The sequence below is a fragment of the Streptomyces sp. NPDC007901 genome (assembly GCF_042959465.1).
Classification (GTDB): Bacteria; Actinomycetota; Actinomycetes; order Streptomycetales; family Streptomycetaceae; genus Streptomyces.
On the sequence record NZ_JBIBKW010000009.1, the window covers coordinates 192,256 to 213,312 of the forward strand.

Genomic DNA, 21,057 nt, shown 5'->3' on the forward strand with positions numbered 1-21,057 from the left:
CCCCGGCGGGCCGAACGGGCGACGGGCCCCCGGCGTCAGGACGTCCGCGCCGTCCCCGTCGTCCCCGCCGTCCGCGCGTCCCGTTCCCGGAGCGGCGGCGGGCTGCCGAGGCGGCGTGCGAGGAACGGCTCCTGGGCGAGGACCGCGCCGGCGCTGACGCTGCCGGTGACCGCGAGACAGACCACGATCAGCCAGGTCAGGAGCACGAACACCGAGCCCAGGGAGCCGTACTCGGCCAGGGTGCGGTCGAGCGCCAGCGGCATGTACAGCCGGGCGGTCACGGTGAGGGCGGTGAGCGCGATCGCCGTGATCAGGGCGCCGGGCAGCAGCGGTTTCCAGGTGATGCGGCCGCCGAGCAGCAGGTGCTGGGTCCACCACCACAGGCCGGTCTGGCAGGCGAGGGTGACCGGGATGCCCAGCCAGGGGCCCAGGCCGAAGCCGTCGTGCAGTGCGCCCTGCAGGAGGAGGGCGCCGATCCAGAGCCCGAGCCAGGCCACCCAGCGCCAGGGGGCGATCCGGGTGCCTGCCCGGGGGAGCTCCCAGGCGCGTTTGCAGAGCCGTTGCACGGCCCGGCTGACGGCGGTGGCCGAGATCAGCACCATCAGCCCGCCGATCACACCGGTGGTCTCCCGCAGGTTCTCGGCCTGGGGCTGCATCAGCTGCTGGAGCTGGGCGTCGGCCGGACCGGTCAGTCCGAACACCGAGCGCATGGAACGGATGAGCTGGTCCCGGACCGCCGGCGGGGCGTAGGCGGCGAACACGAAGAGGAGCGGAACGGCGGCGAGGAAGCACTGGGCGGCCAGCCGGGTGCCGGTGTCGAAGAGGTTCACGGACACCACCCGGTCCGCGAGGTGCGTGAGGATCGGGAACCGGGCCTCCGCCCGCCGGTGCGCGGCCTTCGCGGCGACCACCAGCCGGGCGGTCCGCTCCCGCCACCGGGACACACCGAACCGCGACCCGCCGCCCCGCTCCCGCCCACCGACCGGCATGGCCCGCTCCTTTCCCTGCCGTCCAGAGTGAGGGGCGTACGACGGGGCGGCACCCTGTGCCTGCCGGCAGGGCAGCCGCCGGTCACCTGCCTCGTCTTAGGGCGACGCCGGTCAAACCCCTCCGAGCCCCACCCGTCTCAGGCCAGCCGCCGGGCGAACGCCTCGTACGCGTGGGCGTCGAAGAGGACGAAGCGGACCTCTTCGACGGCGGTGTCCGTCTCCTGGACCGTCGTCACGGCGATGCGGGCGCCGTCGTCGATGGGCCAGCCGTAGACGCCGGTGGAGACGGCGGGGAACGCGACCGTGCGGGCGCCGAGTTCGTCGGCGCGTTTCAGTGACTCGCGGTAGCAGGAGGCGAGCAGGGCGGAGCGGTCCTCGGTGCCGGAGTGGACGGGGCCGACGGTGTGGATGACCCACTGCGCGTCGAGTTCCCCGGCCGTGGTGGCGACCGCCTGTCCGGTGGGCAGGCCCTTGCCGTAGTGGCCGGCACGGAGCTTGCGGCACTCCGCCAGGATCGCGGGGCCGCCGCGCCGGTAGATGGCGCCGTCGACGCCTCCGCCGCCGAGCAGGGAGGAGTTGGCCGCGTTGACGATGGCGTCGGCGGTCTGCCGGGTGATGTCGCCCTGGACGAACGTGATGCGGGTCATGACTGTCTCAGCCTCCTCCACACCGCCTTCGCCGCGTTGTGCCCGGACATGCCGTGCACGCCCGGGCCCGGCGGGGTGGCCGACGAGCAGATGAAGACGGCGGGGTGCGGGGTGCCGTAGGGGGAAAGGGAGAGTCTGGGGCGCAGCAGGATCTGGAGGCCGGAGACCGCTCCGGTGCCGATGTCGCCGCCGACGTAGTTGGCGTTGCGGGCGGCGAGTTCGGCCGGGCCCGCGGTGGCGCGGGCCAGGACCAGGTCCCGGAACCCCGGGGCGAAACGCTCCAGTTGACGCTCCATCACGTCCGTGAGGTCGCCGGTCCAGCCGCTGGGCACGTGGGCGTACGCCCAGAACACCTGCTTGCCCTCGGGGGCGCGGGACGGGTCCACGACCCCGGGCTGCACGGTGATCATGAACGGCCGGTCGGGGGCGCGGCCCTCGCGGGAGGCGGCGCGCAGGGCGGTGCCGATCTCCTTGCTGTCGGCGCCGATCTGCACGGTCCCGGCGCGACGGGCCTCCGGGGCCGTCCAGGGAACGGGGCCGTCCAGCGCGTAGTCGATCTTGAAGACGCCGGGGCCGTAGCGGTAGCCCTGGTAGTAGTTGCCGAGGCCGGCGATGCGGGCGAGGGCGGTGGGCGAGGTGTCGAAGACGTACGACCGCGCGGGCGGGAGGTCGTCGAGGCGCTTGACCTCGTAGTCGGTGTGGATCGCGCCACCGAGGTCCTTGAGGTACGCGGCGAGGGCGTCGGAGATGGACTGGGAGCCGCCGCGGGCCACCGGCCAGCCGCGGGCATGCGCGGCGAGCGCGAAGACCAGGCCGACGGCGCCGGTCGCGAAGCCGCTGAGCGGGGCCATGACGTGGGCGACGAGCCCGGCGAACAGCGTTCTGGCCCGCTCGTCGTGGAAGCGGCGCAGCAGCAGGCTGGCGGGCGGCAGCCCGACCAGGCCGAAGCGGGCGAGGGTGACCGGGTCGCGGGGCAGTGCGGTCAGCGGCAGGGACATGAAGTCCCGGGCCAGGGTGTCCCACCGGGGCAGGAACGGCTCGACCAGCCTGCGGTACGTGCCCGCGTCACGGGGTCCGAAGGAGGCCGCCGTCTCGGCGACGGAGCGGGCCAGCACGGCGGCGCGGCCGTCCGGGAAGGGGTGCGCCATCGGCAGCTCGGGGTGCAGCCACTCCAGGCCGTAGCGCTCCAGCGGGAGGGCGCGGAACGCGGGCGAGTTGATGCCGAGCGGGTGCGCGGCGGAGCACGGGTCGTGGCGGAACCCGGGGAGCGTGAGCTCCTCGGTGCGGGCGCCGCCGCCGACGGTGTCCTTCGCCTCGAAGAGGGCGACCGAGAAACCGCGCCGGGCCAGCTCCACGGCGGCCGTCAGGCCGTTCGGCCCCGCCCCCACCACGACCGCATCGAGCATCGACGGCACCTTCGGACCCCTTCGTCAGCCGATGGCCACTCGGCTTCAGGATATGCCGCGGGACTGACACCGCCCTCGCTCGGGGTTACCAGACCGGGTTCCGCAGCAGGTCCGCCACCCGGTGGGCGGTGGCCGCGTCACGGGCCGCGGTGAACGGCAGGGCGTTGCCGCCCGTGATGCGGAACGGCTCACCGGCGAGGGTGAGGTGGGCGCCGCCCGCCTCCTCGACCAGGAGCAGCCCGGCCGCGTGGTCCCAGGCGGCCTCCCAGGAGAACGCGGTGGCGTCCAACTCGCCCCGGGCGACGGCGAGATACTCCAGTCCCGCCGAGCCGCAGGCGCGCGGCGCGATGCCGTCGACCCACAGGGCGTGCAGCGCGCGCTTCTGCGCGTCGGTCGTGTAGTCCGGGTGCGAGGTGGCGATGTGCAGGTCCCGATCCGGGGCGGGCGAACCGGAGTCGAGCCGCTCGCCGTCGAGGAAGGCGCCCTTCCCCCGTACCGCCGTGGCCAGTTGGTCGCGGGCCGCGGCGTACGTCCAGGAGGCGAGCAGGACGCCCCGGTGGGCGAGCGCGACCAGCGTGCAGAAGCCGTCCTCGCCACGCACGAACTGCCGGGTGCCGTCCACCGGATCGACGATCCACACCGGCGCGTCGTCCTGCAGCGCCTCGTAGGTGTACGGGTCCGCGTGCACCGCTTCCTCGCCGACCACGACGGAGCCGGGCAGCAGGGCGCCGAGCGCTCCCGTGAGGTACCGCTCGGCGAGCCGGTCGGCGTCCGTCACCAGGTCGTGCGGCCCGCTCTTCTGGTCGACCTCGTGGTCGGCGAGCCGGCGCCAGCGGGGCAGTATCTCGGTGCGGGCCGCCTTGCGGATCGCGTCCTCGACGTCACCGGCGTGCTGCAGGAGAAACTCGTCGATGGTCTCCGTTGCTTCGATCATGCCTCCCATAAGAACACGGGTCACTGACAATCCCCGCCGGATCGATGTACGGGACATGGAATGCGGACGAACAGGCGGTGCCGGAGACCGAGGTCAACGCCCCACCGCGTACCCCTGCATCCCGCGCGGGTTCGCCGCCGCCGACAGCACCCCGGTCTCCGGGTCCCGTGCCACCGCGCACAGCCGCCCCTCCGACCAGTCCGGTCCGACCGTCACGTCATGGCCGCGCACCCGCAGCTCCTCGACCACCCCGGGGTCCGTCCCCGCCTCGACGGTCACGCTCCCCGGCCGGTATCCGCGCGGGTAGAAGGAGCTCGGGAAGCTGTCGTTGTGCCAGTTCGGGGCGTCGATCGCGCCCTGCAGGTCGAGGCCGCCGCGCACCCGGTCGCGCAGCGCCACGGCGAGGAAGAAGTGCAGCTGCCACTGGTCCTGCTGGTCGCCGCCGGGCGTGCCGAAGGCCAGCACCGGGACGCCGTCGCGCAGGGCGATCGAGGGGGTGAGCGTGGTGCGGGGGCGGCGCCCGGGCGTGAGGGAGTTCGGCAGACCGCCCTCCAGCCAGGCCATCTGGAGCCGGGTGCCGAGCGGGAAGCCCAGCTCGGGGACGACGGGGTTGGACTGCAGCCAGCCGCCGCTCGGGGTGGCCGCGATCATGTTGCCCCAGCGGTCGACGACGTCCAGGTGGCAGGTGTCGCCGCGGGTACGGCCGTCGGCGGCGACCCGCGCGACCGTCGGCTCGCCCGCGCCCAGCGGGTCGAAGGCGCCGCTCCCGGCGGCCTCCACGCGCGCGTACCCGGGCAGCCGGGGCACCCGCCCGCCGGGGCTGCCGGGCCGCAGCTCGTCGGAGGCCTTGACGCCGATCAGCCCGCGCCGCCCGGCGTTGTAGCCCTCGGAGAGCAGGTCGGCCAGCGGCACCTCGGCCGCGTCCCCGTACCAGGCCTCGCGGTCGGCCATGGCGAGCTTGCAGCCCTCGACGAGGAGGTGAACGTAGTCGGGCGACCCGTACGCGGGCAGCTCGGGCGGCAGCAGGGCGAGCTGCTGGAGGAAGGCGGGGCCCTGGCTCCAGGGGCCCGCCTTGCACACGGTCCAGCCGTTCCAGTCGTACGACACCGGGCTCTCGTAGGCCGCGGACCAGCCGGCCAGGTCGGCGGCGGTGAGGGTGCCGGTGTGCCGTTCGCCGCTGGTGTCGAGGGTGGGACGGGCGGCCTGCCGGACCAGGGCGTCGGCGATGAAGCCGGAACGCCAGATCTCACGGGCCGCGTCGATCCGCGCCTCGCGGTCCCCGGCGCCCGCGGTCTCGGCGAGCAGCCGCTTCCAGGTGGCGGCGAGGGCGGGGTTGCGGAACAGCTCGCCGGGGCGCGGGGCCCGGCCGCCGGGCAGATAGAGCTCCGCCGAGGACGTCCACTCGGTCTCGAACAGCTCGCGCACGCTCTCCACGGTCGCGCCGACGTTCTCCACGGGCGCGTGACCGTGCTCGGCGTAGCCGATGGCGTACCGCAGGACCTCGTCGAGCGGCTTGGTGCCGTGGTCGCGCAGCAGGAGCAGCCAGGCGTCGAAGGCGCCGGGGACGGCGGCGGCCAGCGGGCCGGTACCGGGGACGAGGTCCAGGCCGAGCCCCCGGTAGTGGGCGATGGTGGCTCCGGCCGGGGCCACGCCCTGGCCGCACAGCACCTCCACCTCGCCGCCGGCCGGGGCGAGCAGGATCGGGACCTCGCCGGCCGGGCCGTTGAGGTGCGGCTCGACCACGTGCAGGACGAACGCGCCGGCGACGGCGGCGTCGTAGGCGTTGCCGCCGGTCTCCAGGACCGCCATCGCCGACTGGGAGGCCAGCCAGTGGGTGGTCGACACCATCCCGAAGGTGCCCTGGAGCGTGGGACGGGTGGTGAACGGCATCTCTCACCTCACTGCTCGCGCGACGACCGACGGCCGACCGCCGCCTGTCCGGCGGCCGACAGCCCGGCGGCCGACTGCCCGGCGGCCGACTGCCCGGCGGCCGACTGCCCGGCGGCCGACTGCCCGGCGGCCGACTGCCCGGCGGCCGACTGCCCGGCGGCTACATCGTTTCCCGGCCGCCGGCGCGCGAACCCCCTCGGCCGTGATCGCCGCGGCGGCGCCCCCTGCTCACTTGTCCGAGTCGGCCTTGTTCGTCGCCGCCGCGTACGCCTGGGACGGTGTCATCGCGATCCCGTTGAGGCTGACCGTCTTGTACTGGCTGACCTTGGCACAGGTCTTGGAGTCGTCGGCGGTCGAGGCGTTGGCGTTGGAGACGGCCGCCTTGGTGTCGCCGGAGCTGGCCGGGTAGGTGGTGCCGCTCGTCCAGTCGCTGCCGATCACCAGGACCACACCGGTGCCGCTGCCCGCCTTGATGTGCGAGCTGGGCACGTCCAGGGCCTTGGCGACGGTCTGCGCCTCGGCCTTGTCACCGCTGCCGTAGGTCAGGGTGGTCGTGCTCGCGGAGTTCGGGGCGTTGGCCGTGCTGGTGCCGGTGCTGAAGCCCTGGGAGATCAGGGAGTTCGCGACGGCGGAGGCGCGGCCGGTGATGTCGGTGCCGTTCTCGACGGTCACGGCGATCTGGGAGGCGGGGACGGTCGCGGTGGGCGTCGGCTTCGCGCTCGCGGCCGCCGAGGCTGCCGAGGACTTCTTGCCCGAACTGGTGGTCAGCGACTGGTCGTTGGCCATGGTGGCGAACAGGTCCTTGGCTCCCTCGCCGACCACCACACGGTTGCTGTTGTTCGGGTCGGGCGCGGTCTGCATGGTCGTGAAGGTCATCCGCTTGGTGGGGACCTTGTTCACGTCGGCCGCGAGCGAGATCAGCTTCTTGACGCTGTCGAGGTCGTCGTCCACGGTCAGCGCCTTGGTGGCCGCGTCGGCGAGCTTGTAGACCGCGGTGGGGTCGGTGAGGGTGCCCGCGCTCTTGAACTTGCGGATCATCGCGCTGAGGAAGATGTGCTGGGAGACGGTACGGCCGAGGTCGCTGCCGTCGCCGAAGCCGTGCCGGGAGCGGACGAACTCCAGCGCGGCCTCGCCCTTGAGGGTGTGGGTGCCCTTGGAGAGCTTCAGGTGCGAGTAGGTGTCGTACACGTTGCTGTTGACGCAGACGGAGACACCGCCGACCGCGTCGGACATCTTGACCACACCGGAGAAGTCCAGCTTGACGAAGTGGTCGATGGGGACGCCGGTGAGCTGGTGCACGGTGGCGACCTGGCAGGCGGCGCCGTACTGGAGGGCGCTGTTGACCTGGCCGTAGTAGCCGGACGTGGACTGGCCGCTCGTGCTGTCCTTGCAGGCCGGCACGTCGACCATGGTGTCACGCGGGATGCTCATGACCGTGGCGTTGGAGCGGTCCGCGGATATGTGGACGACCATCTCCACGTCCGCGTTGCCGTTGCCGGTCTGCACCCCGGTCGCCTTGCAGCCACCGCCCAGCTTGCAGTCCGCCGCACTGGTCCGGCCGTCCGAGCCGATCACCAGGATGTTGATCGGGGTCCGGCCGAACGCGTCGGCCTTCTCGGTGCCGCCCTTGCCGTCCAGGGAGACGCTGTTGATGTTGCCGTTGAGGTGCTGGTAGAACCACCAGCCGGCGCCGGCCGTGACCAGCACCAGGACGGCCGTGACCAGGCCGACGACCTTCAGGACCCGTCTGCCGCGACCGGTCGGCCTGGCTCGCCGGGAGCCTCTGCCGCCGCGGGACTTGGCCGCCTGCCGGGCCGCGGCGCGGCCACCGGTCGGCCGGGTCCCGTCGGGCAGGGCACCGCGCTGTCCGGGCACCCGGTCGGTGCGGCTGCGCGTCGCCTGGCCCCCCGGGCCGTCCCACGGGTCGGTCATCTTCCACTCCCATGAACGGTCAGGCCCGCGGACGGTACGGCCGGGTACACGGTGGTGTCCGGACAGGCTTGAGGTGGGCCCACTTAGGTTGCGTGATTGCGCAATCTAACAAACCCACAGCGGGAGCAGGACAGACCCCGCCCGAATTCACAGGTGAGGGATGTCATGCAACCCCGGGGGCGGCCATTCCGTCGGCCCTCGTCCACGCGTGCGTCGCGGTGCGGTCAGACACCCGCCTCGTGGAGCCGGCGCACAGGCGCGGGGAGCTGGTGGGAGCGCGCGGTCAACTGGCCGACGGTGACCCGCACCACGGTCACGATGTCCGGATCGTCCACGTAGTAGATCTGCCGTCGTCCCTCGCGGCGGGACCGCACCAGCCCGGCCAGCTTGAGTTTGGCCAGGTGCTGGCTGACCGCGGGCAGAGCGCCGCCGACCCGGTCGGCGAGGCGGGTCACATCGCTCTCGCCCTGGGACAGCGCCCACACGATGTGCAGCCGGGCCGGCGAGGCGAGCAGCCCGAACATGGCGGCCGCCTCCGTCAGCACCCCGTCGGAGGGGTCCGCGCAGTCGACGATCTCCCCCACAGTCCACTCCCTCCCATCACAGCGGCCGCACAGAAGCACACTCAGTGTAGGCGTGCGGTCACCGGCCCCGATACGACCTCCCCGCAATGTCCTCCACGTGTTCCCCGCATTGTCATGAGCGGGTGACAGATCATCGACGGCTCGACGTCGGACGATGCCGGGACCCGCCGTCGTTCCTAAGCTTGCGCAACAAGGCAACTCAGCAAGGAACCACCCCGTACTGGGAGGACAACGAACGTGGGCATCATCGGCTGGATCATCCTCGGCCTCCTCGCCGGAGGCATCGCCAAGATCCTGCTGCCCGGCCGCGACCCGGGCGGCCTCATCGGCACCACCCTCATCGGCATCGCGGGCGCCTTCGTCGGCGGCTGGCTCTCCGCCCGCTTCCTCGACCGCCCGGTGCAGAACCATTTCTTCGACCTCTACACCTGGGGCGCCGCGATCGCCGGCTCCCTGGTCCTCCTCGTCGGCTACCGGCTGCTGTTCGGCAACTCACGCGACTGAGCGCCGGCCCGCGGCACGGTGACGCCGGTCACCCCCGCGGGCCGGATGCAGTCACGACATTCCGGATGTACAGGGACCGCGGGCGCACGACATGTCGGACGTAGGGGGACGGCCCGCGGAGGCTGTCAACAGGGCTCCACGTGTGCCTCACAGGCAAGGCACCGATTCCACTTCCGCACCACAGGGAGTCGTGTGAAACTGGCGTCCCGTCCGCAGTGTGGACTCCTCCGCACACCGTCCCCCCAGCGAGAAGTGCGACTTGCGTTCTCTACCACTGCCGCTCGCCCTCACCGCGCGCCTGACGCCGGTCGCCGTGCTCGCCTGTGCGGGCTGGGCGATGACGTCGGGCCCGGACAAGACGTCCGACACCGCAGCCTCCGGCAACACCTCGACCCAGCAGACGGCCTCCCAGTCCGCCGGCGACAGCCCTTCGTCGTCCTCGTCCTCCACGGCGGCCACGAAGACGTACTCCGCCGCGCCCGCCCCCTGCGGCAGCATCCCCGCGGCCACCGTCAAGTCGCTGGTGCCCGGCGCGAAGACGGCCGGCAAGGAGATCCCCTCCACGGACACCAAGCTGCGCCGCACCTGCTCCTGGAACGCGCTCAAGGGGTACGACTACCGCTGGCTGGACGTCTCCTTCGAGATCATGGACACGGACGCGGCGGCGGCGAAGGAGTACAAGGACCGGGTCGCCGAGAAGAGCGGCGGCGGGGCCGTGCCGGGGCTCGGCGACAGCGGCTACTCCGTCGTCAACCTCACCACCGAGGACAAGCAGCAGACCCGTGAGGGCGTGGTGATGGCCCAGGTCTCCAACGCGCTGGTGATCATCACCTACAACGGCAGCGACTTCGAGACCAAGAAGGCACCGAGCACGGACGAGATCAACAAGGGTGCCATCAGGGCGGCGAAGAGCGCGGTGACCGCGCTGCAGGGCAGCCAGTAGCCCACCGGCCCCGGCTGCCCTTCGCGCTTGTTCAGACCTGCTTGGGCCCGGTCCGGGTCCGGGTCAGCAGGGTCAGCCCCAGATACAGCACCAGGGACGTGCCCAGACCGACCGCCCAGCCGTAGTCGGCGAGCGAGGACAGCGCCGGGATGGGCCGGCCGTCGATCAGCGGTTTGAAGCTGGCGCCGCCGATCGCGAGGATGCCGCCGACGAGGAAGGCGAGGACCGCCCGCCAGTTCCAGCCGCCGTCGTACCAGTAACGGCCGCCCGTGCGGTACAAGTCGGTCAGGTCGAGGCGGGTGCGGCGCAGCACCCAGTAGTCGGCGATGAGGATGCCCGCGACCGTGCCCAGCAGACCGCCGACCAGACCGAGCCAGGTGAAGATGTAGCCCTGCGGGTCGGAGTACAGCTTCCACGGGAAGATCAGCACCCCGAGGACACAGGTGACCAGCGCGCCGGTACGGAAACTGATCTTCCGGGGCGCGATGTTGGAGAAGTCGAACGCGGGCGAGACCAGGTTGGCCGCGATGTTCACGGACAGGGTCGCGACGAGCACGGTGACCAGGGCGTAGAGCAGGCCCACCACGCTGTCCGTCTTGGCGGCCAGCTGGACCGGGTCCCAGATCGGCTGGCCGTAGACGGCCTGTGAACCGGAGGTCACCAGGACGGAGAGGAAGGCGAAGAGGGTCATGGTGGTCGGCAGACCCAGCGCCTGTCCCCAGGTCTGCGCCTTCTGGCTCTTGCCGTAGCGGGTGAAGTCCGGGATGTTCAGGCTCAGCGTCGACCAGAAGCCGATCATGCCCATCAGCGACGGCCAGAAGATCTTCCAGAAGCCGCCGCCCCAGCCCAGCTTGGAGGGCTGGTCGAAGAGCGGGCCGAGGCCGCCGGCCTTGTTGCTCATCCAGACCAGCATCACGATCGCGCCGACCAGGACGAAGGGCGCGGCCCAGTTCTCGAAGCGGCGGATCGTCTCCATGCCCCGGTAGATGATCGCGACCTGGAGCACCCAGAAGAGCGCGAACGACAGCCACATGGTCCAGGCATAGCCGCCGATGTGCGAGGCGTTCGCCCAGCTGTCGCCGATCAGTTTGCCGGCCAGGAAGAAGATCGCCTCGCCGCCGATCCAGGTCTGGATGCCGAACCAGCCGCACGCCACCAACGCCCGTACGACGGCGGGGAGGTTGGCGCCGCGCACCCCGAAGGAGGCGCGGGCGAAGACCGGGAAGGGGATGCCGTACTTCGGTCCGGCGTGCCCGGTGAGCAGCATCGGGACGAGGACGATCAGGTTGGCCAGGGCGATGGTGAACACGGCCTGTTTCCAGTCCATGCCGACCGCGATCAGGCCGGAGGCCAGGGTCCAGGAGGCCGTGTTGTGGGCCATGCCGACCCAGAGCGCGGAGAAGTTGTACGTGGTCCAGGTGCGCTTCTCGACCGGGACCGGCAGCAGGTCCTCGTTGGCGTACGGACCGCTGGGCGGCGGGGAGCCCGGGGTGAGCTCGACGCGCCCGTCGGGGAGGGCGACTTGACTGGACGTGGGTATGGCCGAGGGAGCGGTGTCGGTCATGGGCAGGCCAATCGGGGTGAGGTGGGACGGGAGAGAGGCCGTGCGGGGACTCCTAGGGGGGTTCGCCGTGGGGGGCGGGCCCCCTTCCCGGGACAGCGGGAAGGGGGAAACCAACTGCGGTGCGGTGGCTAGCCGTTGACGGCCGGGATGACCTTCGTCCCGTACGCGTCGATGGTGGCCTCCTGCGCGTCGTGCATGTCGTAGATCGCGAACTGGTCGACGCCCAGCGCGCGCAGCGCGTTCAGTTTCTCGATGTGCTTCTCCGGCGGCCCGATGACACAGAACCGGTCGACGATCTCGTCCGGTACGAACTCGGTGTCGGGGTTGCCGCTGCGCCCGTGGTGCGAGTAGTCGTACCCCTGGCGGGCCTTGATGTAGTCGGTGAGTTCGTCGGGGACGGCGGCGGAGTGCTCGCCGTACTTGTCGACCAGGTCGGCGACGTGGTTGCCGACCATGCCGCCGAACCAGCGGCACTGGTCGCGGGCGTGCGCGAGGGCCTCGGGCGAGTCGTCCTCGGTGACGTAGGCGGGGGCGGCGACGCAGATGGTCACCTCGGACGGGTCACGTCCGGCGGCCACCGCCGCGTCCTTCACCGCCTTGACCATGTACTCGGTGAGGTAGAGGTCCGAGAGCTGCAGGATGAAGCCGTCGGCCTCCTCACCCGTCATCTTCAGGGCCTTCGGCCCGTACGCGGCCATCCAGACGGGGAGCTGGGCGCCCGGCTTGATCCACGGGAACTTGATGACGGTACCGCCGAGGTCGGCCTCTCCCCCGCTGCCGAGGGCGCGGATGACCTTCATGGCCTCGCTGATCCGGGCCAGGGTGTTGGGCTTGCGGCCCGCCACCCGCATCGCGGAGTCGCCACGGCCGATGCCGCAGACCGTGCGGTTGCCGAACATGTCGTTGAGGGTGGCGAAGGTGGAGGCGGTGACCTCCCAGGTGCGGGTGCCCGGGTTGGTGACCATCGGCCCGACCGTCAACTTGCTGGTGTTGGCCAGGATCTGACTGTAGATCACGAACGGTTCCTGCCAGAGCACGGCGGAGTCGAAGGTCCAGCCGTAGCGGAAGCCGTTGCGTTCGGCCCGTTTCATCAGGCTGATGACCTTCGAAGCCGGTGGGTCGGTCTGCAGGACGAGTCCGAAGTCCATGGGCGCCACTCCTAGTTGAGGTACTGACAGGTGGAGCGCGGGGTGTAGACGCCGTGCCCGGCGTGTCCGGTGTACTCCCGCTCGGTGATGACGGGTTCGCCGCGCGAGAGGACCGTCTCGACCCGGCCGGTGAGCCGCTTGCCCTCGTACGCCGAGTAGTCGACGTTCATGTGGTGGGTCTCGGCGGAGACGACCTGCTCGGCGTGCGGGTCGTAGATGACGACGTCCGCGTCGGCACCCGGGGTGATGGTGCCCTTCTTCGGATACATCCCGAACATCCGGGCCGGTGTGGCGCAGGCGATCTCGATCCAGCGGCGGCGCGAGATGTGCCCGTCGACGACGGCCTGGTGGAGCAGGTCCATCCGGTTCTCGACGCCGGGCAGGCCGTTGGGGATCTTCGAGAAGTCGCCGCGGCCCAGTTCCTTCTGGCCCACGAAGCAGAAGGGGCAGTGGTCGGTGGAGACGACCTGGAGGTCGTTGGTCCGCAGGCCCTGCCAGAGCTTGGCCTGGTGCTCCTTGGGCCGCAGGGGCGTCGAGCACACGTACTTCGAGCCCTCGAAGTCCGGTTCGGCGAGGTTGTCCGTGGACAGGAAGAGGTACTGCGGACAGGTCTCGCCGAAGACGGGAAGCCCCTCGTCGCGGGCCCTCGCCAGCTCCGCCACCGCCTCCATCGCCGAGACGTGCACGACGTACAGGGGCGCGCCGGCGACCTGGGCGAGCCTGATGGCCCGGTGCGTGGCCTCGGCTTCGAGCAGCGCCTTGCGCACCTCGCCGTGGTACCGGGGATCCGTCTCCCCGCGCGCCAGCGCCTGCTCCACCAGCACGTCGATGGCGATGCCGTTCTCGGCATGCATCATGATCAGGCCGCCGTTCTCGGCGGAGCGCTGCATGGCGCGCAGGATCTGGCCGTCGTCGGAGTAGAAGACGCCGGGGTAGGCCATGAACTGCTTGAAGGAGGTCACGCCCTCCTCCACCAGCAGGTCCATCTCCTTGAGCGTCTCCTGGTTCACATCGGAGACGATCATGTGGAAGCCGTAGTCGATGGCGCAGTTGCCCTCGGCCTTGGCGTGCCAGGTGTCGAGCCCCTCGCGCAGGCTGTGGCCGACGCTCTGCACGGCGAAGTCGACGATGGTGGTCGTACCGCCCCAGGCGGCGGCCCGGGTGCCGGTCTCGAAGGTGTCGGAGGCGAAGGTGCCGCCGAACGGCAGCTCCATGTGGGTGTGGGCGTCGACGCCGCCCGGGATGACGTACTTGCCGGTGGCGTCGATGGTCCGCTCGGCGGTGAAGGCCTCGGCGGCCGGGGTGCCGGAGGCGGCGAGGGCGGCGATACGGCCGTCCTCGATCAGGACGTCGGCGTGGATCTCGTCGGACGCGGTGATGACGAGTCCACCGTGGATGAGGGTTCGGCCGGTGGTCATGGGGTCCTCTCGTTCGTGGTCACGTGCCGGTCCGATGTGGCTGGTCGCGCTCACGCGGCGGCAGCCGCAAGTTCGACACTGCCCCGCGCCCCTGACGGGGCGCTCTTACGACGGGCGCTTTTACGGCGCCGTCAGCGGGCCGTACGCGTCCGGGCGGCGGTCCCGGAAGAACTGCCAGCGGTCGCGGACCTCGCGGAGCTTGGCCAGGTCCAGGTCGCGGACGACGAGTTCGGTCTCCTTGTCGGAGGCCACCTCGCCGGCGAACTGGCCCTCCGGGTCCACGAAGTACGAGGTCCCGTAGAAGTCGTTGTCGCCGAGGTCCTCGACCCCGACCCGGTTGATCGCACCGACGAAGTACTCGTTGGCGACGGCCGCCGCCGGCTGCTCCAACTGCCAGAGGTAGCGGGAGAGTCCGCGCGAGGTCGCCGACGGGTTGAAGACGATCTCGGCGCCGGCGAGGCCCAACGCCCGCCAGCCCTCCGGGAAGTGGCGGTCGTAGCAGATGTAGACGCCGATCTTCCCGACGGCGGTGTCGAAGACCGGCCAGCCCGCGTTGCCCGGACGGAAGTAGAACTTCTCCCAGAACCCCGGGACCTGGGGGATGTGGTGCTTGCGGTACTTGCCGAGGTACGAGCCGTCCGCGTCGATCACTGCGGCGGTGTTGTAGAGGACGCCGGGCTGCTCCTCCTCGTACACCGGCAGGATCAGGACGAGGCCCAGTTCGCGGGCGAGGGCCTGGAAACGCTGGACGATCGGGCCGTCGGGGACCTGCTCGGCGTACTCGTAGAACGCCTTGTCCTGGACCTGGCAGAAGTAGGGCCCGTAGAACAGCTCCTGGAAGCACAGGACCTGGGCGCCCTGCGCGGCCGCGTCGCGGGCCGCCTGCTCGTGGACCTGGATCATCGATTCCTTGTCGCCGGTCCAGGCGGTCTGGAAAAGGGCGGCACGAATCACTCGGCTCATCGGGACCTCCGGTCGCTCGGGCGTGCGTCGCTCGATGTGGGAGGAGCCTAGAAAGTCCGAAAGCGGGCTTCGATTGCCATCGTGTCACGTCTGCGGGCGCCCGGCGTGCCACCGTGTCACGCTGCGGATGGCCCATGTTTCACCGCCGTTTTCCCAGGTCGTCGCATGTTTCACCCCTGTTGCGCGTCATGCGCGAGGAGCGCGATGTGCACGGAGGCCGCCTGCTCGAAGTCGTCGAGGTCGACGCCGAGCCGGGCCTGTATCGCCTCCAGCCGGCGGTACAGCGCGGGCCGGGAGACATGGTGGAGCTGGGCGGTGCGGGACTTGTTGCGGCCGGTGGCGAGGTAGGTCCGCAGCACGCCGAGCAGGTCCTGGTCGGTGCCCGTTCCGCAGAGCAGTCCGTCCAGCTCGCGCTCGGCGAAGGACTGCACGTGCGGGTCGTCGCGCAGCAGCCGGACCAGGCCCCGCAGGTGCACGTCCTTGAGGCGTACGACCGCCGGGAGGTCGAGGGCCGCGGTCGAGTCGGCGACCGCGGCGGCCACGTGCTGGGCCTCGCGCAGCCCGGCGGGCACGTCGTCCCAGGCGGTGCGGGAGCCCGCGGCGGCGACCACGCCCCTGGGCCCCGCCGACTCGCCGTGCAGCCGGGCGGCGAAGTGGGCGGCCAGGGCGTCCGCGTCCTGGTCGCGGGCGAGGCTGAGGAGGACGGCGGTGGTGCGCTCGGTGAGTTCGGCGACCAGGCCGGGCAGGCCCAACAGACGCAGGATTCTTTCTAGTTGGGCCGGTTCGCTGTCCCGTACCACCAGGGGTACGAAGGTCCGCCGGTTGACCGGCAGTCCGGCCGCCCGGGCCCTGGGCAGCAGCTGCCGTGCCGGTACGACCCCGGAGACCAGGTCGGTCAGCAGGCTCTGCGCGGACTGTTCCTCCCAGGTGTGGGCGGAGCCGCCGCCGAGCATGCGGTGCAGCACGAGCGCCTCGGCGGCACGGTCCGCGAGCAGCCGGCCGGTGGCGGTGTCGCCGCGGTAGCCGCACAGCATGATCTGGCCCCAGCGTTCTCCGCGTCCGCCGAGTTCGGCGCGGATCCAGCCGTCGCCCGTGCCGCCGCCGGCCTGCCGGGCGATGCGCTCCCAGTCCCGCAGCACGTCGTCGACGGCCGACCGCTCACCCGCGGTGGCGAGGACCCGGTGGGCGAGGTTGGTGACGACGACCGGGCAGGCGCTGTGCACGGCGACTTCGTCGAGGAGCCGTTGGAGGGGTACGCCGGCCGTGATGAGTCCGGTGAGGGCGGTACGGACGGCCTCGGAGAGGCTGACGGCGGCGAACTTGCTGCGGACCAGGCGGGACTGGACCTCCTCCGTCAGCTCGGCGAAGGGGAAGGGGCGGTGCAGGACCACCAGGGGGAGGCCACAGCGGTCCGCTGCACGGCGCATGGCGTCGGGGGGTGCCGGGAAGGCACGGCCGAGGCCGAGGACGACCGCGGCGGCCTCGGCCCGGTGCAGGGACTGGATGTACTCGGCCTGTTTGTGCTCGTCGCCGGCGAGCAGGACGCCGGTGGTGAGGACCATTTCGCCGCCGGTGAGCATGACGCCGACGTCGGGGGCCTCGGCGACGTGCACCCAGCGGACGGGGCGGTCGAGGTGGGTGGCGCCGGCGACCACCTCGGGGTCGCCGGCGAGGACCCGTTCCAGGGCGAGGATCTGGCGGACCGACAGTATGGGGTCTGTGGTGTGCGGGGGATCCCAAGTGGCGGTCATCTTGCGTGGTCCCTTGGTCGGGTTCGGTGCGTGTGGAGGCCTGCGGGCCGGTGGGGGCTGGTCACGGCGCCTCCGGCAGAGCGCCTAGTAGGCACTCCTCAAGGCCTGTTCGAGAATCGCCGCGCCCTCCTCCGCCTCCGCCACCGTCAGGGAGAGGGGCGGGGCGATGCGCAACGCGCTCGTGTTGTGGCCGCCGCCCTTGCCGATGAGGAGACCTGCCTCGCGGGCCGCTTCGAGGACGGCCGAGGCGGACTTGGGGTCGGCCTCGTCCGTGCCGGGCTTGACGAGTTCGATGCCGATCATCAGGCCGCGGCCCCGGACCTCGCGTACGCCGGGCAGCTGGGCGGCGACGGCGCGGAGGCGTTCGATGAGGAGGCCGCCGACACGGCGGGCGTTGCCCTGGAGGTCGTGTTCCAGGAGGTACGACAGGTTGGCGAGGCCGGCCGCCATGGTGATCTGGGTGCCGCCGAACGTCGAGATGCTGTTGGAGTCCAGGCAGTTCATGATCTCGGCGCGGGCCACCACACCGCCGATGGAACTGCCGTTGCCGATGCCCTTGGCGAAGGTGAGGATGTCCGGCGGGCCGCTCTGTCCGTGCGCCTGCCAGCCCCAGAAGTGCTCGCCGGTGCGGCCCCAGCCGGTCTGCACCTCGTCGGCGATCCACAGGATGCCCTGCTCCTGGAGGACCTTGCGGAAGGCCGCGTAGAGCCCGTCGGGCGGGGAGGTGAAGCCGCCGACACCCTGGATGGGTTCGGCGATCAGCGCGGCCGGCGGGCGGGTGTGGCCGAGGAGGTCGCGCAGGTCGTCGACGCAGGCCGCGATGAAGTCACGGTCGTTCAGCTCGGCGAACGGACCGCGGGTGCGGACGCCGCCGTGGACGTACAGCGTCTGCAGCGGCGAGAGGGAGGTCGGGGACCAGCCCTTGTTCCCGGTGATGCCGACCGCGCTGAAGGAACGGCCGTGGTAGCTGTTGCGCATCGCCAGGACGGTGTTCGTACGGCGGTACGTGGTGGCGAGCAGCAACGCCGTGTCGTTGGCCTCGGTGCCGGAGGTGGTGAAGAAGACCCGGGCGTCCGGGATGCCGCTCAACTGGGCGATGCGCTCGGCGAGTTCGACCATCGGGCGGTTGAGGTAGAGCGTGGAGGAGTGGAGGATCCGGCCGGCCTGCTCGCTCACCGCCTTCGTCACCTCGGGGAGCGCGTGCGCGGTCATCGTGGTGAGGATGCCGCCGAAGAAGTCGAGGTAGCGGTTGCCCTCCGCGTCCCAGACGTGCCGGCCCTCGCCGTGGGTGATCTCCAGCGGCTCGTCGTAGTAGAGCGCCAGCCAGTCGGGCAGGACCTGGCGGTGGCGGGCGAAGAGGTCGTTCACGGCTGTACCAGCCCTTCGTAGGCATCGGGACGGCGGTCGCGGTAGAAGGCCCACTGCTGCCGCACTTCTTCGATCAGGTCGAAGTCGAGGTCGCGTACGACGAGTTCCTCGCCCTTGTCGCTCGCCACCTCCCCCACGAACTGCCCACGTGGATCAACGAAATAGCTTGTCCCGTAGAAATCGTTGTCCCCGTACTCCTCCTGACCCACCCGGTTGATGGCGGCGATGAAGTACTCGTTGGCGACGGCGGCGGCCGGCTGCTCCAGCTGCCAGAGGTAGGCCGACAGACCGCGCGAGGTGGCCGACGGGTTGTAGACCAACTGGGCTCCGTTGAGACCGAGTTGCCGCCAGCCCTCCGGGAAGTGGCGGTCGTAGCAGATGTACACGCCGACCTTGCCGACGGCGGTGTCGAAGACCGGCCAGCCGATGTTCCCAGGCTTGAAGTAGTACTTCTCCCAGAAGCCCTTGACCTGCGGGATGTGGTGCTTGCGGTACTTGCCGAGGAAGGTGCCGTCCGCGTCGATCACGGCGGCGGTGTTGTAGTAGAAGCCGGACTGCTCGACCTCGAAGACCGGGACGACGATCACCATGCCGGTCTCGCGGGCCAGCTCCTGCATACGACCGACGGTCGGGCCGTCGGGGACCGGCTCGGCCCAGCGGTAGTGCTCGGGTTCCTGGACCTGGCAGAAGTAGGGGGCGTTGAAGACTTCCTGAAATCCGATGATCTTCGCACCCTGGCGGGCCGCCTCGCGGGCGTACACCTCGTGTTTCGCCACCATGGACTCGGTGTCGCCGGTCCAGGTGGCCTGGACCAGAGCGGCGCGTACGACGTTGGCCATGAGCTGCTCCTTCTACGCCCGTAGAGGGTCGAAAGTAAGCCTCCTTGGAGTCCTTGCCAAGACCATCGTCGTTAAGCCGCCGAGTCGATCGCGTTTCTTACCTGGCTGGCGGATGCGGGGGCGATTCGTCAACGCCGCCTGGGCTCGGGAGCGCTTCGGGCTGCGGGTGCGCTGTGGCTCCCCGCGCCCCTACAGGGCGCTCAAGCGGCGAGGCCCGCAACCCGCAACGCGTGGAGCAGGTCCCAGTGGCGTTGGTCCGAGATGTGCTGGGCGGAGCGCAGGAGGAGGGGGACGAGGCGCTGGGGGTCGGGTTCGGCGCTGTGGGCCGCTTCTTCCGGGGTGCGGACCTGGACGTAGGTGTCGAGGAGGGCGCGCGCCTCGCGGTGGCGGCCCTCGGCGTCCAGGGCGAGGACCGCCTCGCCGATCTCGGTGGCGGGGCGGACGACGCCTTGGCGCAGGATCTGCCGGCCGTCGTCGGTCCGGCCCGCTGCGGTCAGGGCGTCGGCGGCGGCCACCAGCCGGACGGGTGGCAGCGAGGCCGCCTCCCACAGCAGCGTGGCCCAGTCGGCGCCGAGCCCGGACCGCTGGAGGGCCTCCGCGAGCAGCGGGAACCGGGGGGCGGGCCACAGCGCGACCTCGGCCAGGAGCGCGTGCGCCTCGCCGGTGCGGCCCTCAGAGCGCAGTCGTACCAGCCGTTCCACGGCCCCGGCGACGGCCTGTCCCGCCTCCTCGTCAGGCTGCGCCTCCGGCGGTCGCGGTCGCGCCGGCGCCTCGGCGGCCCCGGCGAACCGGGCTCCGCGCGGGGTGCGCCGGCCCTCGGGGGCCGCGGGCAGGTCCACGTCCGGTGCCTGCGGTACGACGGACGGTGCTGCCTCGTCCTCCGCCATGCCGGCGAACCGGGCACTGCCCCGCCGCCGTTTGCGCTGCTTGGCGGGGGCGGGGGACGGCTGGGGAGCGTCGGTGGGGGCGGATGCGGGGGCGCCGTCGCCGGTCGCGGTCACGGTCGCGGTCGCGGTCGTCCAGGGATCGGCCGGGCCAGGGGACGGGGGGTCGCCCGCCACCGGCTCGCCGCGAGCCGGTGCGCCCGTCGAGGGTTCGCCGCCCGGGACGCCCGGCCACGATGCCCTCGTCGCCGGACCGGCCGAGGCCAGGTCGCCCGCGCCCGGTGCATCCGGATCCGCCGCCCCGCCCGCCGAGAAGTCTCCGTCGGCACGGAGCACGGCCCCGTCGCCGCCCGCACGCCGCACCGCCGGTGCGCCGCGCAGTCGTCCGGCGAGGCCGATCCGTGCTTCCAGCGCCCCGAGCCGGGACCGGAGTTCGGCGCACCGGGCGGAGGCGCGTTCGTGGTCGTCGCGGGCCCAGGCGAGGTCGATGTTGAGGGCCTCGGCCTCCTCGTGGGAGCGCGCGGCGCGGAGGTCGCGGCCGAGCTGGGCCAGCCGTTCGGCGGCGTAGCGCTGTTCGCGGAGCGTGCTGTCGAGGCGGTCGCTGAGATCCTCCCGGGCGCCCGGGCGGGCATCGTAGGCGGCGATGGCCTCGGCGTGGAGCGTGCGGGCCTGCGCGGCCTCGCGGGCGACGGCGTCGCTGCCATAGAGGGTGACGAGGTCCTGGAGGAGTGCCTCCACGACGTCCCAGGGGGGTATCTCCCGGCCGCCGAGACAGGCCTGCATTCCGTCGGGGTCGCGCTGCCAGAACACCGCGCACCAGCCGGCGCCCTGGTCCAGCCGCGCCAGCAGGCCGCTCAGGTAGTTCGCGAACTCCCGCACCCGGCCGGGGAGTTGATGCACAGCCATCGCTCGACTCCCGCCCGACCGGAACACTCCGGTTCCGTAGGCAACACCAGTTGTGTTACGGGGCTGCTACGGGGAGTTTTCCGCGGGCGTGCAGAGACCTCATTGCCCGATCTTGACCGATGCGCGTCAGGCGACGACCAGGGCGCAGCGCTGCACCAGGTCGTCCATCGACAGGCCCAGCGCCCGGGCCAGCGCGGCGACGGTGAAGAAGGCGGGGGTCGGCGCCCGGCCGGTCTCGATCTTGCGGAGGGTCTCGGCCGAGATGCCCGCCACGGCCGCCACCTCTGTCATGCTCCGGCCGCCGCGCGCCTCGCGCAGCAACTGCCCGAGCCGCTCGCCGCGTTCTCGCTCTTCCGGGGTGAGAGGGGTGCGTACCATGCCGTCATT

The 21,057-nt window shown here is 71.6% G+C and carries 18 protein-coding genes; 2 read left to right on the top strand and 16 right to left on the bottom strand.

Features of this window, described 5'->3' with window-relative positions; genetic code table 11:
* Positions 1-35: 35 nt before the first annotated feature.
* The 7 genes from ACFZDK_RS28495 to ACFZDK_RS28525 all read right to left on the bottom strand — a co-directional run bounded on the left by ACFZDK_RS28495 (position 36) and on the right by ACFZDK_RS28525 (position 8,322).
* Positions 36-989, bottom strand: coding sequence for a YhjD/YihY/BrkB family envelope integrity protein (locus ACFZDK_RS28495; protein ID WP_390976762.1), 954 nt, complete (start codon positions 987-989; stop codon positions 36-38).
* 137 nt (positions 990-1,126) lie between these two features.
* Positions 1,127-1,636, bottom strand: a complete 510-nt coding sequence (locus ACFZDK_RS28500; protein WP_390976763.1) for an O-acetyl-ADP-ribose deacetylase — start codon at positions 1,634-1,636, stop codon at positions 1,127-1,129.
* A complete protein-coding gene (locus tag ACFZDK_RS28505) occupies positions 1,633-3,042 on the bottom strand; it encodes an FAD-dependent oxidoreductase (RefSeq protein ID WP_390976764.1) in 1,410 nt (469 codons plus the stop codon). The genes ACFZDK_RS28500 and ACFZDK_RS28505 overlap by 4 nt, the downstream gene beginning before the upstream one ends.
* Positions 3,043-3,127: 85 nt before the next feature.
* Positions 3,128-3,976 carry an inositol monophosphatase family protein gene (locus ACFZDK_RS28510; protein ID WP_390976765.1) on the bottom strand — a complete coding sequence of 283 codons (849 nt, stop codon included), beginning with the start codon at positions 3,974-3,976 and terminating at the stop codon, positions 3,128-3,130.
* Positions 3,977-4,069: 93 nt separating this feature from the next.
* Positions 4,070-5,866: a gamma-glutamyltransferase gene (locus tag ACFZDK_RS28515; protein WP_390976766.1), complete on the bottom strand. Its 1,797-nt coding sequence runs from the start codon at positions 5,864-5,866 to the stop codon at positions 4,070-4,072.
* A gap of 228 nt (positions 5,867-6,094) precedes the next feature.
* Complete coding sequence (locus tag ACFZDK_RS28520; protein WP_390976767.1) at positions 6,095-7,798, bottom strand: LCP family protein; 1,704 nt, start codon at positions 7,796-7,798, stop codon at positions 6,095-6,097.
* 224 nt (positions 7,799-8,022) lie between these two features.
* Positions 8,023-8,322, bottom strand: a complete 300-nt coding sequence (locus ACFZDK_RS28525) for a metalloregulator ArsR/SmtB family transcription factor (protein ID WP_390976984.1) — start codon at positions 8,320-8,322, stop codon at positions 8,023-8,025.
* Between the two features lie 297 nt (positions 8,323-8,619).
* On the opposite strand from ACFZDK_RS28525, the gene ACFZDK_RS28530 reads away from it, so the two are divergent.
* Entirely contained in the window at positions 8,620-8,886 is a 267-nt protein-coding gene (locus tag ACFZDK_RS28530) for a GlsB/YeaQ/YmgE family stress response membrane protein (RefSeq protein ID WP_390976768.1), read from the top strand.
* Between the two features lie 259 nt (positions 8,887-9,145).
* Positions 9,146-9,829 carry a hypothetical protein gene (locus ACFZDK_RS28535; protein ID WP_390976769.1) on the top strand — a complete coding sequence of 228 codons (684 nt, stop codon included), beginning with the start codon at positions 9,146-9,148 and terminating at the stop codon, positions 9,827-9,829.
* 31 nt (positions 9,830-9,860) lie between these two features.
* On the opposite strand, the gene ACFZDK_RS28540 is transcribed toward ACFZDK_RS28535, so the two are convergent.
* The 9 genes from ACFZDK_RS28540 to ACFZDK_RS28580 form a co-directional block, all read right to left on the bottom strand.
* Complete coding sequence (locus ACFZDK_RS28540) at positions 9,861-11,393, bottom strand: NCS1 family nucleobase:cation symporter (RefSeq protein ID WP_390976770.1); 1,533 nt, start codon at positions 11,391-11,393, stop codon at positions 9,861-9,863.
* Between the two features lie 128 nt (positions 11,394-11,521).
* A complete protein-coding gene (locus ACFZDK_RS28545) occupies positions 11,522-12,541 on the bottom strand; it encodes a TIGR03842 family LLM class F420-dependent oxidoreductase (RefSeq protein WP_390976771.1) in 1,020 nt (339 codons plus the stop codon).
* A gap of 11 nt (positions 12,542-12,552) precedes the next feature.
* Entirely contained in the window at positions 12,553-13,959 is a 1,407-nt protein-coding gene (gene hydA, locus ACFZDK_RS28550) for a dihydropyrimidinase (RefSeq protein ID WP_390976772.1), read from the bottom strand.
* A 120-nt stretch (positions 13,960-14,079) separates the two neighbouring features.
* Positions 14,080-14,922: a nitrilase-related carbon-nitrogen hydrolase gene (locus ACFZDK_RS28555; RefSeq protein ID WP_359225892.1), complete on the bottom strand. Its 843-nt coding sequence runs from the start codon at positions 14,920-14,922 to the stop codon at positions 14,080-14,082.
* 170 nt (positions 14,923-15,092) lie between these two features.
* A complete protein-coding gene (locus tag ACFZDK_RS28560; protein WP_390976773.1) occupies positions 15,093-16,673 on the bottom strand; it encodes a PucR family transcriptional regulator ligand-binding domain-containing protein in 1,581 nt (526 codons plus the stop codon).
* Positions 16,674-16,757: 84 nt separating this feature from the next.
* Positions 16,758-18,041, bottom strand: coding sequence for an aminotransferase class III-fold pyridoxal phosphate-dependent enzyme (locus ACFZDK_RS28565; protein ID WP_390976774.1), 1,284 nt, complete (start codon positions 18,039-18,041; stop codon positions 16,758-16,760).
* Entirely contained in the window at positions 18,038-18,880 is an 843-nt protein-coding gene (locus tag ACFZDK_RS28570) for a nitrilase-related carbon-nitrogen hydrolase (protein WP_359225889.1), read from the bottom strand. The genes ACFZDK_RS28565 and ACFZDK_RS28570 overlap by 4 nt, the downstream gene beginning before the upstream one ends.
* A 200-nt stretch (positions 18,881-19,080) precedes the next feature.
* Entirely contained in the window at positions 19,081-20,670 is a 1,590-nt protein-coding gene (locus tag ACFZDK_RS28575) for a hypothetical protein (RefSeq protein WP_390976775.1), read from the bottom strand.
* A 126-nt stretch (positions 20,671-20,796) separates the two neighbouring features.
* A complete protein-coding gene (locus tag ACFZDK_RS28580; RefSeq protein WP_390976776.1) occupies positions 20,797-21,048 on the bottom strand; it encodes a helix-turn-helix domain-containing protein in 252 nt (83 codons plus the stop codon).
* Between the last annotated feature and the right edge of the window lie 9 nt (positions 21,049-21,057).

Excerpts from the sequence above, each read along its gene's own strand:
- ACFZDK_RS28525 (WP_390976984.1), bottom strand. The coding sequence starts at position 8,322 with ATGTTCGGGCTGCTCGCCTCGCCGGCCCGGCTGCACATCGTGTGGGCG.
- ACFZDK_RS28520 (WP_390976767.1), bottom strand. The coding sequence starts at position 7,798 with ATGACCGACCCGTGGGACGGCCCGGGGGGCCAGGCGACGCGCAGCCGC.
- hydA (WP_390976772.1), bottom strand. The coding sequence starts at position 13,959 with ATGACCACCGGCCGAACCCTCATCCACGGTGGACTCGTCATCACCGCG.
- ACFZDK_RS28510 (WP_390976765.1), bottom strand. The coding sequence starts at position 3,976 with ATGATCGAAGCAACGGAGACCATCGACGAGTTTCTCCTGCAGCACGCC.
- ACFZDK_RS28545 (WP_390976771.1), bottom strand. The coding sequence starts at position 12,541 with ATGGACTTCGGACTCGTCCTGCAGACCGACCCACCGGCTTCGAAGGTC.
- ACFZDK_RS28570 (WP_359225889.1), bottom strand. The coding sequence starts at position 18,880 with ATGGCCAACGTCGTACGCGCCGCTCTGGTCCAGGCCACCTGGACCGGC.
- ACFZDK_RS28495 (WP_390976762.1), bottom strand. The coding sequence starts at position 989 with ATGCCGGTCGGTGGGCGGGAGCGGGGCGGCGGGTCGCGGTTCGGTGTG.
- ACFZDK_RS28505 (WP_390976764.1), bottom strand. The coding sequence starts at position 3,042 with ATGCTCGATGCGGTCGTGGTGGGGGCGGGGCCGAACGGCCTGACGGCC.
- ACFZDK_RS28560 (WP_390976773.1), bottom strand. The coding sequence starts at position 16,673 with ATGACCGCCACTTGGGATCCCCCGCACACCACAGACCCCATACTGTCG.
- ACFZDK_RS28515 (WP_390976766.1), bottom strand. The coding sequence starts at position 5,866 with ATGCCGTTCACCACCCGTCCCACGCTCCAGGGCACCTTCGGGATGGTG.
- ACFZDK_RS28500 (WP_390976763.1), bottom strand. The coding sequence starts at position 1,636 with ATGACCCGCATCACGTTCGTCCAGGGCGACATCACCCGGCAGACCGCC.
- ACFZDK_RS28540 (WP_390976770.1), bottom strand. The coding sequence starts at position 11,393 with ATGACCGACACCGCTCCCTCGGCCATACCCACGTCCAGTCAAGTCGCC.
- ACFZDK_RS28555 (WP_359225892.1), bottom strand. The coding sequence starts at position 14,922 with ATGAGCCGAGTGATTCGTGCCGCCCTTTTCCAGACCGCCTGGACCGGC.
- ACFZDK_RS28575 (WP_390976775.1), bottom strand. The coding sequence starts at position 20,670 with ATGGCTGTGCATCAACTCCCCGGCCGGGTGCGGGAGTTCGCGAACTAC.
- ACFZDK_RS28580 (WP_390976776.1), bottom strand. The coding sequence starts at position 21,048 with ATGGTACGCACCCCTCTCACCCCGGAAGAGCGAGAACGCGGCGAGCGG.